This window comes from Cypionkella sp. PAMC25878 (genome assembly GCF_058135695.1).
This window is the reverse complement of the sequence record NZ_CM176871.1, coordinates 872,501-887,515: the sequence shown is the minus strand read 5'-3', so window position 1 is coordinate 887,515 and position 15,015 is coordinate 872,501. Positions and strand designations below refer to the sequence as shown.

The 15,015-nt window shown below is 61.0% G+C and carries 10 protein-coding genes, 1 tRNA gene and 2 rRNA genes (1 of these 13 running past the window's edge); 6 read left to right on the top strand and 7 right to left on the bottom strand.

Annotated features, from left to right (window positions below):
* Positions 1–9: 9 nt before the first annotated feature.
* From ACS5RD_RS04080 to ACS5RD_RS04055, 6 genes are all read left to right on the top strand, one after another.
* Positions 10–483: a C40 family peptidase gene (locus ACS5RD_RS04080; protein WP_489930109.1), complete on the top strand. Its 474-nt coding sequence runs from the start codon at positions 10–12 to the stop codon at positions 481–483.
* Positions 483–4,439, top strand: a complete 3,957-nt coding sequence (locus tag ACS5RD_RS04075) for a baseplate multidomain protein megatron (RefSeq protein ID WP_489930108.1) — start codon at positions 483–485, stop codon at positions 4,437–4,439. The genes ACS5RD_RS04080 and ACS5RD_RS04075 overlap by 1 nt, the downstream gene beginning before the upstream one ends.
* 11 nt (positions 4,440–4,450) lie before the next feature.
* A complete protein-coding gene (locus ACS5RD_RS04070) occupies positions 4,451–6,145 on the top strand; it encodes a DUF2793 domain-containing protein (RefSeq protein WP_489930107.1) in 1,695 nt (564 codons plus the stop codon).
* Positions 6,146–6,219: 74 nt separating this feature from the next.
* A complete protein-coding gene (locus ACS5RD_RS04065) occupies positions 6,220–6,555 on the top strand; it encodes a hypothetical protein (RefSeq protein WP_489930106.1) in 336 nt (111 codons plus the stop codon).
* A 92-nt stretch (positions 6,556–6,647) separates the two neighbouring features.
* Complete coding sequence (locus tag ACS5RD_RS04060; protein ID WP_489930105.1) at positions 6,648–7,301, top strand: TIGR02594 family protein; 654 nt, start codon at positions 6,648–6,650, stop codon at positions 7,299–7,301.
* Positions 7,302–7,314: 13 nt separating this feature from the next.
* Entirely contained in the window at positions 7,315–7,482 is a 168-nt protein-coding gene (locus ACS5RD_RS04055; protein WP_489930104.1) for a Pam3-gp28 family putative phage holin, read from the top strand.
* Positions 7,483–7,590: 108 nt separating this feature from the next.
* On the opposite strand, the gene ACS5RD_RS04050 is transcribed toward ACS5RD_RS04055, so the two are convergent.
* From ACS5RD_RS04050 to ACS5RD_RS04020, 7 genes are all read right to left on the bottom strand, one after another.
* Complete coding sequence (locus ACS5RD_RS04050; RefSeq protein WP_489930103.1) at positions 7,591–8,805, bottom strand: MFS transporter; 1,215 nt, start codon at positions 8,803–8,805, stop codon at positions 7,591–7,593.
* A gap of 121 nt (positions 8,806–8,926) precedes the next feature.
* Positions 8,927–10,579 carry a 2Fe-2S iron-sulfur cluster-binding protein gene (locus ACS5RD_RS04045; RefSeq protein WP_489930102.1) on the bottom strand — a complete coding sequence of 551 codons (1,653 nt, stop codon included), beginning with the start codon at positions 10,577–10,579 and terminating at the stop codon, positions 8,927–8,929.
* A gap of 125 nt (positions 10,580–10,704) precedes the next feature.
* Positions 10,705–12,183 (bottom strand): heavy metal sensor histidine kinase, encoded by a 1,479-nt coding sequence (locus tag ACS5RD_RS04040; protein ID WP_489930101.1) that lies wholly within the window; start codon positions 12,181–12,183, stop codon positions 10,705–10,707.
* Entirely contained in the window at positions 12,167–12,844 is a 678-nt protein-coding gene (locus ACS5RD_RS04035) for a heavy metal response regulator transcription factor (RefSeq protein WP_489930100.1), read from the bottom strand. Before ACS5RD_RS04035 ends, ACS5RD_RS04040 begins: the two co-directional genes overlap by 17 nt.
* 382 nt (positions 12,845–13,226) lie before the next feature.
* Positions 13,227–13,303 (bottom strand) — tRNA-Met (locus ACS5RD_RS04030).
* A gap of 91 nt (positions 13,304–13,394) precedes the next feature.
* Positions 13,395–13,509, bottom strand: a 5S ribosomal RNA gene (rrf, locus tag ACS5RD_RS04025).
* Positions 13,510–13,757: 248 nt separating this feature from the next.
* Positions 13,758–15,015: ribosomal RNA gene (locus ACS5RD_RS04020) — 23S ribosomal RNA — on the bottom strand; it runs 1,585 nt beyond the window's last position.

Genomic DNA, 15,015 nt, shown 5'->3' with positions numbered 1-15,015 from the left:
GGTTTCAACATGACCGCCACCCCGTTGACCCCGGCCGATCCCTCGGCCGTGCTGACCATCGCACGCTCTTGGCTTGGCACGCCTTATTTGCACCAGTCGTCGGTACAGGGCGTCGGCGCCGATTGCCTTGGCCTCGCACGGGGCATTTGGCGGGCGCTGCATGGCGACGAGCCTTGGGAGGTGCCGCCCTATTCCCGCGACTGGGGTGAGGCAGGTCGCCGTGGGGTCCTGGCCGAAGCCGCCATGGCTGCACTCATCGAAATCTCCCTTGATGCGGCTGGTCCAGGCACGCTGATCCTGTTTCGCATGGCGCCGAGCGTTCCCGCCAAGCATTGCGGCATCCTCGGCGCTAGCGTGATGCGCCCCAGCCTGATCCACGCCTATGACCGCTCGGGTGTGATCGAAGAGGCTTTCACCTCGGCATGGTCGCGGCGTGCGGCATTTGCGTTCCAGTTTCCGTCCGCGCCCACCGAGGTGATCTGATGGCCTCCATCCTCCTTGCAGCCGCGGGCGCCTCGATCGGCGCTGGCTTTGGCGGCACGATCCTCGGCCTGTCCGGTGCCGTGATTGGCCAGGCGGCGGGGTCGATCCTCGGCACCATCATCGACAGCCGGATCGTCGCCTCCTTCGCGCCGAACCAGATCTCCGAAGGCGCACGGCTGGAAAGCCTGCGCGTCACTTCCTCGACGGAAGGCGCAGTGATCCCGAATGTCTACGGTCGGATGAAAATCGGCGGCAATATCTTCTGGGCCACCGATTTCCTCGAGAAATCCACGACCACGACGCAAGGCGGCAGCGGCAAGGGCGGGGGCGGCGGTGAGGTCAAGACCACGACTTACGCCTATTCCTGCTCCTTTGCCGTCGGTCTCTGCGAGGGGCCGATCTCCGGCATTGGCCGGATCTGGGCCGATGGCAAACCCTTCGATCTGCCGGGCGCGGTCTGGCGCGTCTACACCGGCACCGAGACCCAACTGCCCGATCCGTTCATCACCGCGAAGATGGGCGCGGGCAATGCGCCTGCCTATCGGGGCATGGCCTACATCGTCTTCGAGGAATTGCCCCTTGAGAAATTCGGCAATCGCATCCCGCAGCTGTCCTTCGAGGTGATCAGACCGGCGCTTGCAGATGGAACGGCCGAAAGCCTGATCCGAGCGGTGAACCTGATCCCCGGCGCTGGCGAGTTCGTTTATGCGACCGAGACCATCACCCGCTCGTCGGGCGGCACGACGATCCCTGAGAACCAGAACAGCACGCTCAGTAAGGCGGACCTGCCCGCGTCTTTGGACAACCTGGAACAGGTGGCGCCCAATCTGGAAAGCGTGTCGCTGGTCGTCAGCTGGTTCGGCACCGATTTGCGCGCCGGATCTTGCCTGATCCAACCCGGCGTGGAGACCACCACCAAGTCCACATCGCCCAAGTCGTGGGGCGTGAATGGCGTGACCAGGACCGGGGCGCATCTGATCAGCCAAGTCAGCGATGCTGCGGCCTTTGGCGGCACACCAGCCGATTTCGCAGTGGTGCAGGCGATCCAGGACCTGCGCGCCCGGGGCAAACGGATCACCTTCTACCCTTTCGTGATGATGGATGTGCCCGCAGGCAACACCCTTCCGAACCCCTACAGCGCAAATGCTGCGACGCCCGGCCAGCCCGTTTACCCCTGGAGAGGCCGGATCACGGTTTCGCCCGCAGCTGGGCAGATAGGAACCGTGGACAAGACGGGGGCGGCAGCAACCCAAGTGTCGGCCTTCTTCGGGTCGGCAGCGGCCGCAAACTTCTCGACCAGCGGCACCACGGTGAGCTGGACCGGTTCACCCTCAGAATGGGGTTATCGTCGCATGGTGCTGCATTATGCCAAGCTCTGCGCGGCAGCGGGTGGCGTCGACACCTTCCTGATCGGCTCCGAACTGCGCGGCCTGACCACGGCCCGCTCTGGGCCCAGCACCTATCCGGCCGTGGCGGCCTTGCAGACCCTTGCCGCGGATTGCCGGGCGATCCTCGGGTCTGGCACGAAGATCGGCTATGCGGCCGACTGGTCGGAATACTTCGGCCACCAGCCCGGCGACGGCACCGGCGACATCTATTTTCACCTTGATCCGCTCTGGGCCGATGCCAACATCAACTTCATTGGCGTCGACAACTATCTGCCCTTGTCGGATTGGCGGGACGGCACCAATCATCTGGATGCCACGGGCGGCTGGTCGGGCATCCATGACCCGACCTATTTGCAGTCAAACATCGAGGGCGGCGAGTATTTCGACTGGTTCTATGCCTCGGACGCCGCGCGCAACGCACAGACCCGCACCCCGATCGCCGACGGCGCCTATGGCAAGCCGTGGGTCTTCCGGCCAAAGGATTTCCGCAGCTGGTGGTCGAACACCCACAAGAACCGCCCGGGTGGGGTGGAAAGTGCTAGCGCCACGACGTGGGTACCGCAATCAAAGCCGATCCGCTTCACCGAGATCGGCTGCCCCGCCGTCGACAAGGGCACCAACCAGCCGAATGTGTTCTTCGACCCGAAAAGCTCAGAAAGCGAATTGCCGCATTTTTCCACCGGGGCGCGCGACGACGCAATCCAGCGCCGCTATCTGGGGGCCCTCATCAGCTACTGGTCCGACCCTGGCCACAACCCGGTCTCGTCGGTCTATGCCGCGCCGATGATTGACATGGGCGAATGCGCGGTCTGGTGCTGGGATGCGCGGCCCTATCCCGCCTGGCCCGGCCGAAGCGATGTCTGGGGCGACACAGCCAATTGGGAAGTGGGGCATTGGCTGAACGGTCGGCTCGGCAATGCCAGCCTCGGGGATCTCATCCGCTCTATCTGCGCACGGTCGGGGATTGATCCGAACGCGCTCGATGTCTCGCGCCTCGCCGATGCCGTGCCCGGCTTCGTGATCGCGGCGCTGGAAAGCCCGCGTGCCTCGATTGCACCGCTGGCGCGGTATTTCATCTTCGATGCCGTGGAAAGTCAGGGGCTGCTGCGCTTCGTGCCGCGGGGCGGCACATCTGTGACCACGATCACCGCCGCCGATCTGGTCGCAGCCGACCGCCCCGAGGGCGAGGACATCGAGTTCACCCGGGGCCAGGAAACCGAACTGCCACGCGTGTTGAAATGGCGGATGCTGTCTGCCGACGAGGATTATGAGGTCGTCACCGTGGAGGCCCGCCGCGTCACCGTGGATTCCGTGCGCGTCCAAGCCGAGCAGTTTGCCATCGCGCATCCACCCGCGACGGCGGATCGCAACGCCCGCCGTGCGCTGTTCGAGGCTTGGATCGGCCGCGAAACCGCGACCTTCGCCCTGCCACCCTCGCGTCTGGCGCTTGACCCGACCGATGTCGTCTCCATCGAAAATGATGGCCGCAGCCTCGATTTTGCGCTGACCCAAATTGCCGATGGCGAAGCGCGGCGGGTGGAGGCATCGCGACGGGACCGGACTGTCTATGGACTGCCAGAAGGCCCGTCCCGCGGAGTCTCAACCGCCGTACCGGTGGTTTACGGCCCGCCCGATGCGGAAATCCTCGACTTGCCGCAGCTGAGCGAGGAGGTCGCTGCCTATCGTCCCCTCGCGGCGGTCGCGGCTTCACCGTGGTATGGTCAGGCGGCAATCTGGCGCAGTGCCTCGCTGGACGGGTTCTCGCTGTTTTCCACGGCGGCGATCCCGGCCCAATTCGGTACGCTTGCAGCGACGCTGGCGGCTGGGCCGTCCTGGCGCTTCGATCTGGCGAATGCGCTGCTGGTCGACATCTCGTCGGGGTCGCTGCAAAATGTGACCGACGAGCAGTTGTTCGCGAGCAGCAACGCGCTGGCTTTGGAAACGGCGACGGGCATCTGGGAAGTGCTGCAGTTCGGCCTCGCCACCATCGTCTCGAGCGGCCGCTGGAAACTGGCGCGCCTGTTGCGCGGCCAATCGGGCACCGAAGACGCCATTGTGCCCTCGGCTTTGATCGGCAGTCGGATTGTGTTTCTGGGGTCGGCGCTCGTGCCGCTGCCAGTTTCGGAAGCGGAGCTTGGCATGCCGTGGAACTGGCGGATCGGCCCGGTAGGTCGCGCTGCCGGTGATACCATAAACCTCGCGCTGTCCTTCACGCCGCAAGGCCGGGGCCTGCGCCCGTGGAGTCCGGTGCGGACCAAGGGTGTCTGGCAAGGATCGGGCGACATCATTCTGTCCTGGCTGCGCCGGACCCGGGCGCTGGCGGGCGACAGCTGGAATGCGCCGGATGTGCCGCTTGGCGAGACATCGGAGTCTTGGGACGTCGAGATCCTGAATGGTGGCGGATCGGTGATCCGCACCGTTTCCGGACTTGGTCTTGCCGCATGGACGTATACCGCCGCGATGCAGACCGCTGATTTTGGCGCGCTCGTCACCAGCCTGCGCCTTCGGGTTTTCCAGAACGGTCAACTTGGTCGTGGCGCCCCGGCCGAAGCCATCCTGACACCTTAGGAGTTTTCCCCATGGCGGATACGCCCAATCTGGTTCTGCCCTATCTCGCGGCGAACCAATCCCAGAAACATGTCACTGTGAACGAGGCGCTGCGCCGCCTCGACGCTCTGGTGCAGATCACCGTCCAGAGTGCGGCGCTGGCCACGCCGCCCGGAAGCCCGGTCGAGGGCCAGCGCTGGATCCTCCCGGCCGCGCCCACCGGTGCTTGGGCGGGACATGCCGGTCAGATCGCGGCCTGGCAGGATGGGGCATGGGCGTTCTATGTCCCGCTCGATGGCTGGACCGCCGTCGACGTCAGCACGGACACGCTGCTTCTCTACAACGCCGGGACTGGGATCTGGACCGGGCTGATCACCGGCATCTTTTCTGACGCGGCCTTCACCCTGCAGGACGACATCGACCCAACCAAGCAGGCCCGGTTCCAGATCGCAGGGTTCACGACAGGGGCGACGCGGGTCTTCACCCTGCCAGATGCGACCACGTCCTTGGCCGGGCTGGCCGTTGCCCAGACCTTTTCGGCCAAGCAGACACTGTCGAACGCCAACAATGATCTCGGCACCTCGACCGGGACCGGCACGACCAACCTCGCCACCGGTGCCACACTGAGCGGTAGCACCAAGACCGTGAATATCGGTACGGTCGGGGTTTCGGGCTCGACCACCAATGTGAACATCGGTTCGGCCGTGGCCGGGGCGCTGGGTGCTCTGACCATCAATAGCCCGACCGTCACCTATGGCAGTAGTGTCTCTGCCATCGCCATGGCGGCCGCCAACGTCTCGGCGCTCTATCTCGGCCTTGGTGGCTCCGCGGCAGACGCAACAAACCGGCTGTCGATCAACGCCCCGGCGAGTCTTTTCAACCACGCAGGAGCCGGGCATCAGGTCAAGGTCAACAAGGCGGCAGCAACGGACACCGGCTCATTTCTCTTTCAGACCGGATTTTCCGGCCGGGCGGAGTTTGGCCTCACGGGATCGGATGATTTCCAGATCAAGGTCTCTGGCGACGGTGCCACCTGGTTCAACGCCCTGCAACTGGAACGGACCTCTGGCCGGGTCCGCGCTATGGTGGCTTTGCAACTGAACCCGAATGCGGGCGATCCCGGAACGGTAGCGGACGGTGACCTTTGGTACAACTCCAGCACGGGCAAATTCCGGGGACGGCAGGGCGGAACATCGACCGATCTGATCGGGGGCGGTGGTTCGGGGGCCAGTTCTGCTTATGGCGTCTTGCAAGCCAACTACACCCTGACCAGCGCCACCACAGCCCAGAAGCTGTTCAACTGGTCGACGAACGGCGCGCTGTCCCTGGCTGCGGGAACCTATCGCTTCACCTGCTCGCTGCTGATTACCTCGATGTCCACCACGAGTGGATCGGCGAACTTCAACCTCAAAGGAGCGGGCACGGCGATCTTCGGCAAGATGTCTATGCAGGACTTCGGCTCGCGCGGCACCGTGGCCGTCGGTGGAACCACGGCGATTTCTGGCACAGCCTCTGACGTGCCGTCCAGCGGTGGTGCCCTGACTACCCCGAGCGCTTCGGCCGCGCTCCGCGCCTCGATCCACGGCACCTTTGAAATCACCACCGCGGGGACGATCATCCCGTCCATCGCATTGGACGTCGCCGCTGCCGCGAATGTCCTCGCAGGTAGCTATTTCGAATGCATCTACCTCGGCCCGGCCGCAACCCTCGGCGGCAGTTGGTCCTGACCAAGCTGCCCATTGCGGGCGGCCGGGCGACAGCAACGCAAGAACCAGTAGAGAATCCACTGAAATGGCAAAACATGATTGAAAACAACGAACGCGGTATCACCATCAACAAGGCATTGGCCTGGACCATGCTGGTCTCGGTCGCCGGGTTGATCTGGTGGGGTGGCGGGACGCTGGCCTCGCTGCAAGGGGCTGCCGACCGCCTCACTTCCGCCCTGACCGAAACCCGCGAAATGATCATGGCCGAGCGGGCGAATTCCGCGCAGCTTGAGGCCCGCGTCCGGGCACTGGAAAACAGCGCCACGCGGCAGGACGTTCGCTTTGACGCCCTGTCGCTGTCGATCAATGAGTTGAAGCAACAGGCCCGCGAAACCAACGCTTTGCTGCGGGAACTGGCGCAGCGCCCCTGAACTGGCCACCTCCGACCATCACCCAAACCACCCCGACCCGCCCGCACAGCGGGTTTTTTTGTCGTCCGCCACCGGGCAGAAAGAACACTCCCATGATTACTGACCAAACCGATGCCATCCGCTTGATCCAGAGCGGGTTGGACAAGCTCGGCCACAGCCCCGGCACCATCGATGGCCGCTGGGGCGTCCGGACCGCCCGCGCCCTGAAGTCCCTGCTGACCGCAAACGGTCGCCCGGCTTCTCTGGCACCGGCCGCGCCCCTGCCGTGGATCACCGAGGCGAAGTCAGCGCTGGGCAAGAACGAGGCGCGCGACCGCAGCTGGCTGATGGATTGGCTGAAGCGCGACGGCCGCAGCTTGGGCGATCCGGGCAAGAACCCCTGGTGCGGTGATTTTGTCGAAACCTGCATTCGCATGGGCCTGCCCGATGAACCGCTGCTTGGGGCGCTGGGCACCAATCCCTACTGGGCGCGCAACTGGCTGCTGTTCGGACGCGACACCAAGCCGGTCGCCGGCGCTGTGCTGATTTTTGAGCGCGGATCAGGCGGTCATGTCGGCTTCGCCGTCGGCCAGGACGACACGCATTTCTACGTCCTCGGCGGGAACCAATCAGACGCAGTCACCATCGCCCGCGTCGCCAAGTCCCGCCTCCTCGGCGCGCGCTGGCCCGCAACCTATCCCCCCCGCCCGCAACGCCTGCCGACCATGAAGTCGGGCGAATTCCTCACCACCACGTTTGAGTCCTGAACTGGAGAACACCATGCTGAAACCTGCAATTCTGGCAATCGTGCGCCAAATCCTTACCGTCGCTGGCACTGCACTCGTCGCCAAGGGCTTTGTTCAGGCATCCGATCTGGAGCCGGTGATCGGCGCGCTGCTCACCATCGGTTCGGTGATCTGGTCTGTGGCAGACAAACGCGGAAGGTGAATGTCAAACGTGCCCGCAGTAGGATTATGGCGGCAAGCCATTTGCTTCAGCGCTGGCAGACACAGGTCTTCAAATATTGCGACCGGGCGGCGATCATTGTGCTTAAGATCAATGATCCATCTCGGTCGCAGTCGCTGCGGCCTTGGGTTTGAAAGTCACCAGCAGCCCCAAGGCAACCGTGGCGACGGCAGCCCCTGCCAGAAACGTGGCCTCGGCCCCGAACTGGTCCCACAGCAGTCCCGCGATTGCGCTGGCCAGCAGCAAGGCCATTCCGCTCATCAAATTGAAAAATCCGTAGGCTGTTCCACGCAGGTCGGCCGGGGCGGTGGTGGCTACCATGGTGGCCAGCAACCCTTGGGTGATGCCCATGTGCAACCCCCACAACGTGACGCCCGCCAAAACCACGGCCCAATGCGCCCCAGAGGCCAGCACCAGATCGGCAGCGATCAAGATCAACAACCCAAGGGCAAGCAGCTTGGCGTGGCTCATCCGGTCCGACAATCTGCCAAAGGGATAGGCGGAGGCTGCATAGACCACATTCATTGCCACCATCACCAAGGGCACCAGCGCTACGGCAATACCGCTTTGCTGCGCGCGCAGGATCAAAAACGCCTCGCTGAACCGCGCCAATGTGAACACAGCACCTATGACCACAACGCGCCAATATTCGGTGCCCAACCGCTTTAAGTTGTCGCGTTTTATCGGGTTTGTGCGCTTGGTCACGTTTTGCGGCGCTGGTTCCTGCACGCCTACGACCAGCAGCAGTACCGCAAGCGCCCCCGGAATCACGGCGACCCAAAACACCGCCTGAAAATTGTTCTGCCACAGCAACATCAGCCCCACGGCCAGCAACGGCCCGGCAAAGGCACCCACAGTATCCAGCGACTGACGCAGGCCGAATGCCGCTCCGCGGAGATGCGGCGGGGCGATATCGGCCACCAGCGCATCACGCGGCGCACCTCGGATGCCCTTACCAATGCGGTCCAGCAGCCGTGCAGTCAGCACGATGCCAATACTGGGTGCCAAGGCAAACAGCGGCTTGGTGATGGCACCCAAGCCATACCCCAGCAGTGTCAGACCCTTGCGGCGGCCAAACCAATCGCTCAGCACACCGGAAAACACCTTTGAAATCAGCGCGGTCGCCTCAGCAGCTCCTTCGATCAGACCGACTGTCAACGCACTTGCGCCAAGCACGGTGACCATGAACAGCGGTAACAGGCTGTGAATCATCTCGGACGAGATATCCATCAGCATGCTGACAAATCCCAAAACCCAAATCCCACGAGGGATCGCAGCAAGGCCGGTGCGCAAAGCAGTCATCATCAGCCTTTCCATCTGGTTGCCCAGATTTGGCACAGTTCGGCAATCAAGGGTAAACCCTTTTTGCTCGGGACCATGGGTAAGCGACAGTATAGGGGCCGCCTTTCAGACAGCCTCTGTTCGCTTACAGATCCAGAGTGATTGCGTCCGATACCGGGCGGGCGACACAGGCCAAAATGAACCCGGCCTTGCGTTCCTTGGCGGTCAGCGACGTCTTATCCGGCATGTGCACTTCACCGGCTATTAGTTTGCAGCGACACGACCCGCATTCGCCGTTGCGGCAGGAATAATCCATGGCAATGCCATTGGCTTCGGCCACCCGGATCACACCTTCGCCGCGCCGGGCGATTACGGTTTTGCCGCTTTTCGCAAAGGTCATGCTGACCTCTTCATCCGCGCCGGGACCGGGTTCAAACGGCAGGGAGGTGAACGCCTCGGTGAAGATCGCGCCTTCACTGACGCCTAAGCCTTCCAGTATGGGCAGAACGGCGGACATCATCGGTGTGGGGCCACACATGTGCACACGGGCGCGGGCGATGTTGGGCACGAAGGCCAAAATCATCTCGGGCGTCAGATAGCCATGCGGTCCGGTCCAGGTCAGGTCTTCCGCCACGGTCGGCAGCAAATGCAGCCGGAAATTCGGGTGGCGTTTTTCAATCGCGGCCAGTTCGTCGCGAAAGATCACGTCAGCTAGGGTCTGCGTGCCGTAGATCAGCGCCACTGGATGGGTCCATGCGGATTCGGTGAGATGGCGCAGCGTGCTCATCATGGGCGTGATGCCAACGCCGCCTGCGATCATTACGATGCCTTCGGCCTCGTGACCCATGAAGGTGAAATCACCTTGCGGACCTTTGACCGATAGCAACTGGCCGACCTCCACATTGTCATGCAGATATTGCGATCCGCCACCCGTTGCCTCGCGCTTAACTGTGATTTCCAGAAACCGGCTTTGATTTGGCGACGAGGCAATCGTATACGCGCGGCGGATCGGGCCATTCGGGGTTTGCAGGGCCAGCGTCACATATTGCCCGGCTTTCCAGTGAAACGGCAGCGGTGCGCCGTTTTCGGTCATCAGGCGGAACGTCTGCACCGCGCCGGTTTCCACGAACTTGCGGGCCACACGCAGCCGCCCTTCCCACCGCTCGGCCGAAGCGTGAATGGCCTCAGTCGTCGTCACCCCTTGGCGGGCCGCACGGCCTGCGTAGAATGCGCGGCCAATGATGGCCAGCGTCACGATCACCACAGAAATCAGCACAAACACCTTGCCGCCATCCATGAAGTCAATCGGCTTGTCGTTCAGGTTCGGGTTGGTCAGGGTGCTGTGGAACAGAAACGTTATGGCCGTCAAATAGTTGGTATAATGGATCACCTTCCAGCGCCGGAAACTCAGGCTCTTGCGGAAATAGGATGTGACGAAAATTACAAGGGTGGAATACAGCGCAATCGCACCGAGGGTATTTTCAAACGGCTGATACGGCCCAAGGAAGGGCAGCAGAATTTCGGTCAACCCAAAACCCTTGTTGGCCGTCAGCAACAACAGCGGATGGGTGATGATCAGCACAATTGTGGCATAGGCCAGCGTGTTGTGAATCCGAAAAATCGGCAGTTTGCGGTGCGGCCAACTGACCACCGGATCATATTTGATCGACAGCAGCAGGCCCAGCAGCAGGCCCAGGCCCATGGTGCCGCAGGCGGCAAGGCCGACATAGGAAATCAGGTCAATGGTCGTCAGGCCAAACGGGGCAAGATACGAGGTCAGAAACGCGGTAACGGTCATGAGGGTGGCTTTCCTGAGGGCGCGTTCTGCGCATTCTATGACTGCTGCATAGCGCGCAGGACTTACGAAAGCCTGACTCCCACATGACGTTTCTGTCATGCAGCATGGTTTTGCTGCACCTGCAGTCAGGTGCCGGCGATTTTAGGCTGATCGACGCGTACCAAAGGAAATTGCAAGGTCACACAGGTACCTTGCCCGGGCGTACTCTCAATCCTGACAGACCCGTTGTGCAGCCGGGCAATGCTGCGCACCAGCGTCAGCCCAAGGCCCACATGATGGGTTGATCCGGTCCGGGCGCGGTCGGCCCGGTAAAACCGGTCGAATACATGCGGCAGATGCTGGGGCTCAATGCCAGACCCGGTGTCGCTGACCGTGATCTGCACAATATCCGCAGCATTGGTGAGGGCCACTGTTACAACGCCCCCCGACGGCGTATGCGCGATTGCGTTGCTGATCAGATTGCCAACGGCCTGCTGCACCAGCGTGCGGTCGACGCCCGCCCAAAGCACCGGGCCGGGGGCAAACTGCAATGCCACCGATGCCTCCGCCCCCGCCGTTTCGTAAAAATCAATCACCGCCGCAATCGTCTGCCGCAGATCGACAGGATCGCGGTGATCCAGCTGGATAGCCGTTTCAGCCTTGGCCAGAAAGAGCAGGCTTTGAATGATCCGCGTCAGACGCTCATATTCCTCAAGGCACGATCCCAGAACATCCTGATATTCTGCGGGCGTCCGGGTTTTGCCCAAGGCCACCTCAATCTCGCCGCGCATGTTGGTGATGGGGGTGCGCAGTTCATGCGCCACGTCGGCTGAGAATTGCGACATCCGGCCAAACGTATCTTCCAACCTGTCCAGCATGTCGTTGAACGTGGACCCCAGCTGTGCCAACTCGCTGGGCAAGCCAGTCAGCAGAAGACGCTGGTTCAGTGTCCCTGATCGGGTGTCACGCGCAGCGCGGGTGATCCGGTCAATCGGGCGCATGCCACGCCGGGCAATCACCATCCCGCCAAAAGCGCAGGCCACTACGGATAGGATAAGGATCAGGACCATCAGATCACGATATTCCCGCAAGAACCGTTCTTCATCAGCGCGGTCAACAGCCAGTTGAAATTGGCGCGGGTCGTGTGCTGCCGTGTCCAACGTTGCCCGGGCCGTCACCACACGAAGATGGCGGCCCTTTGCCGTCTCCATCTCGCGGTGCAGTGAAGGCCGCGCATCCGCAGGTATCAGCAATGGAAAAAGCGCAGGCGGCGCCAGTTCCGCCATACCGGGCGTCTCGAACAATGTGGCACCGCTTCCATCAACCAGCCGCACAAAAATCTGCTGGCTGGTCTGCAAGCTAAGGCCGCTGATCGGTGGTGCAGCCATCGGCATATCCTGCGTCGCCGCAGCCAAAAGCAGCCGCAAATCCTGGATGTGGTTTTCCAGCGTCAGCGCATCTTCGCGGTCCAGATTGACGGTAAGCGCCCAGTAAAGCGATCCGGTGGTCACCAACACAAGCGCAAAAGCCGACAGCCCATACCAAAGTGCCAACCGCACAGCGATGGAATTAAGCCTGCGCTGAACGACCGTGAAGCCGCGCCTAAACCTAGCTGCGATGTTCAAGCGTATATCCGATCCCGCGCACCGTATGGATCAGCTTGTCCTCAAACGGATCATCCACCTTAAGCCGAAGCCGACGCATATGCACATCTACAATGTTGGAATCGCTTTCAAAATTGATATCCCAAACCTGTTCGGCAATGATCGTTCGCGACAAGGCATCACCAGCCCGCCGCATCAGAAGCGCCAACAGCAGAAACTCCTTTTGCGTCAGATCAAGCGCCTTGCCCGCCCGCACAACCCGGTGCCGTTCCAGATCCAGCTCTAGATCAGCCACCTGAAACACCGTCGTTTTCCGGGCTGTCCGCCCCCGGCGCAGAATTGCCCGCGCCCGCGCCAGCAACTCACTGAAAGCAAACGGCTTGACCAGATAATCCTCGGCCCCAAGCTCGATGCCCCGCACCCGGTCCTGCACATCATCGCGCGCCGAAAGATACAAAATCGGCGTGCTGACCCCGCGCTCTTTCAACTCCTTCAGAACACCCCAGCCATCAAGTTCCGGCAGCATCACATCCAGAATGATCAGATCATAACGCGTGAGCACCGCCATATGCGCGCCCATCCCGCCATCGCCCGCATGATCGACGACATAGCCATTCTCGCGCAGCCCCTTCGCAAGGTAGGCAGCGGTCTTAGGCTCGTCTTCGATCACCAGTATTTTCATCGTACTTTCTGTCTTGTGATCCCTCGGAGCCGACCTTCCAACATGCAATTGGCTCCGCTCAGATCACGACATACCATCGTTACACTAAAAAATTAACGACATGCTGTCGGCAACATGACCATTTCGTCATTTTTGGACAGTAAGGCGTTCAGCCCATGCCGATAGGCGGACTATCCCGAGCCAGGCGCCCGAGGAGGGTGTCACGGATAGGTCCGACGACGGCAGCCATAGCTCGTCCAGAGCAGCCAGTTCCCCAGAATGCAAAAAGCCCCCGCTTTTCAGGGGGGACTCGTCAAACGTTGAGGTGGCGTTGAGGTAAAACTGGGAAGCAAAAAACCGTCCTTGCGGACGGCTCGTAACTTGCTGATATATTTGATAATTTTGGTTGCGGGGACAGGATTTGAACCTGTGACCTTCAGGTTATGAGCCTGACGAGCTACCGGGCTGCTCCACCCCGCGACGGTCGTTCCCGTTGGTGGTGTGGGAACGTGGTCTCAGCTGGTTTTGTGCTGAGGGCTTGCTATCGTATTGAGAGGTTGTTTCTTGTTAGGTTTGGCGGTGACCTACTCTCCCACGTCTTAAGACGCAGTACCATTGGCGCGACGGCACTTAACGGCCGAGTTCGGGATGGGATCGGGTGTTTTGCTCGTGCTATGTCCACCAAACCAAAGAAGAAACAAGCTGTGCTGGAAGGCTGATCGCGGTGTTGGAGTTGATCCAGAACCGCGATGGGCCTTCTTCGCATAGCAAACATCAGTATGTGATCTTTATCCTGCTCATGCAGGGTTTTAGATCATCAGATTGTTCCAAGTTTAGGCTGTCTTTCGACAGCGTATGTACGCTTTTGACATGTCATTTCTTTGACATTACGACCCAGAAGCTTTGGTTATCACTAACCTTGCTGTTACTGGATCAAATCAAGCCTATCGAGCAATTAGTACCAGTCAGCTGAAAGCATTACTGCTCTTACACCTCTGGCCTATCGACGTGGTGGTCTTCCACGGCTCTCAAGGGAGACCTTGTTTTGAAGGGGGCTTCCCGCTTAGATGCCTTCAGCGGTTATCCTGTCCGAACATAGCTACCCAGCACTACCGTTGGCACGATAACTGGTCCACCAGTGGTCCGTTCACCCCGGTCCTCTCGTACTAGGGGCAACTCTTCTCAAGTCTCCTACACCCACGGCAGATAGGGACCGAACTGTCTCACGACGTTCTAAACCCAGCTCACGTACCTCTTTAAATGGCGAACAGCCATACCCTTGGGACCTGCTCCAGCCCCAGGATGAGATGAGCCGACATCGAGGTGCCAAACGATGCCGTCGATATGGACTCTTGGGCATCATCAGCCTGTTATCCCCAGCGTACCTTTTATCCGTTGAGCGATGGCCCTCCCACTTGGGACCACCGGATCACTATGACCGACTTTCGTCTCTGCTCGACTTGTCAGTCTTGCAGTCAGGCAGGCTTATGCCATTGCACTCAACGACCGATTTCCGACCGGTCTGAGCCTACCTTCGCGCGCCTCCGTTACAATTTGGGAGGCGACCGCCCCAGTCAAACTCCCCACCATGCAGGGTCCCGGACCCGGATAACGGGCCGCGGTTAGATATCAAGATGGCGAAGGGTGGTATCTCAAGGGAGGCTCCACGAAGACTAGCGTCCCCGCTTCGATGCCTACCACCTATCCTGCACATCACAATCCTGATACCAGTGCAAAGCTGGAGTAAAGGTGCATGGGGTCTTTCCGTCTAACCGCGGGTAGTGTGCATCTTGACACACAGTTCAATTTCGCTGAGTCCACATTTGAGACAGCGGGGAGATCGTTACGCCATTCGTGCAGGTCGGAACTTACCCGACAAGGAATTTCGCTACCTTAGGACCGTTATAGTTACGGCCGCCGTTTACTGGGACTTCAATTCAGAGCTTGCACCCCTCCTCTTAATCTTCCAGCACCGGGCAGGCGTCAGACTGTATACGTCGCCTTACGGCTTCGCACAGCCCTGTGTTTTAAGTAAACAGTCGCCACCCCCTAGTTTGTGCCCCCTACCCATACTTGCGTACGAATAGGGCCTCCTTCTCGCGAACTTACGGAGGCATTTTGCCGAGTTCCTTAAATGTGGTTCTCTCAAGCGCCTTGGTATACTCTACCAATCCACCTGTGTCGGTTTAGGG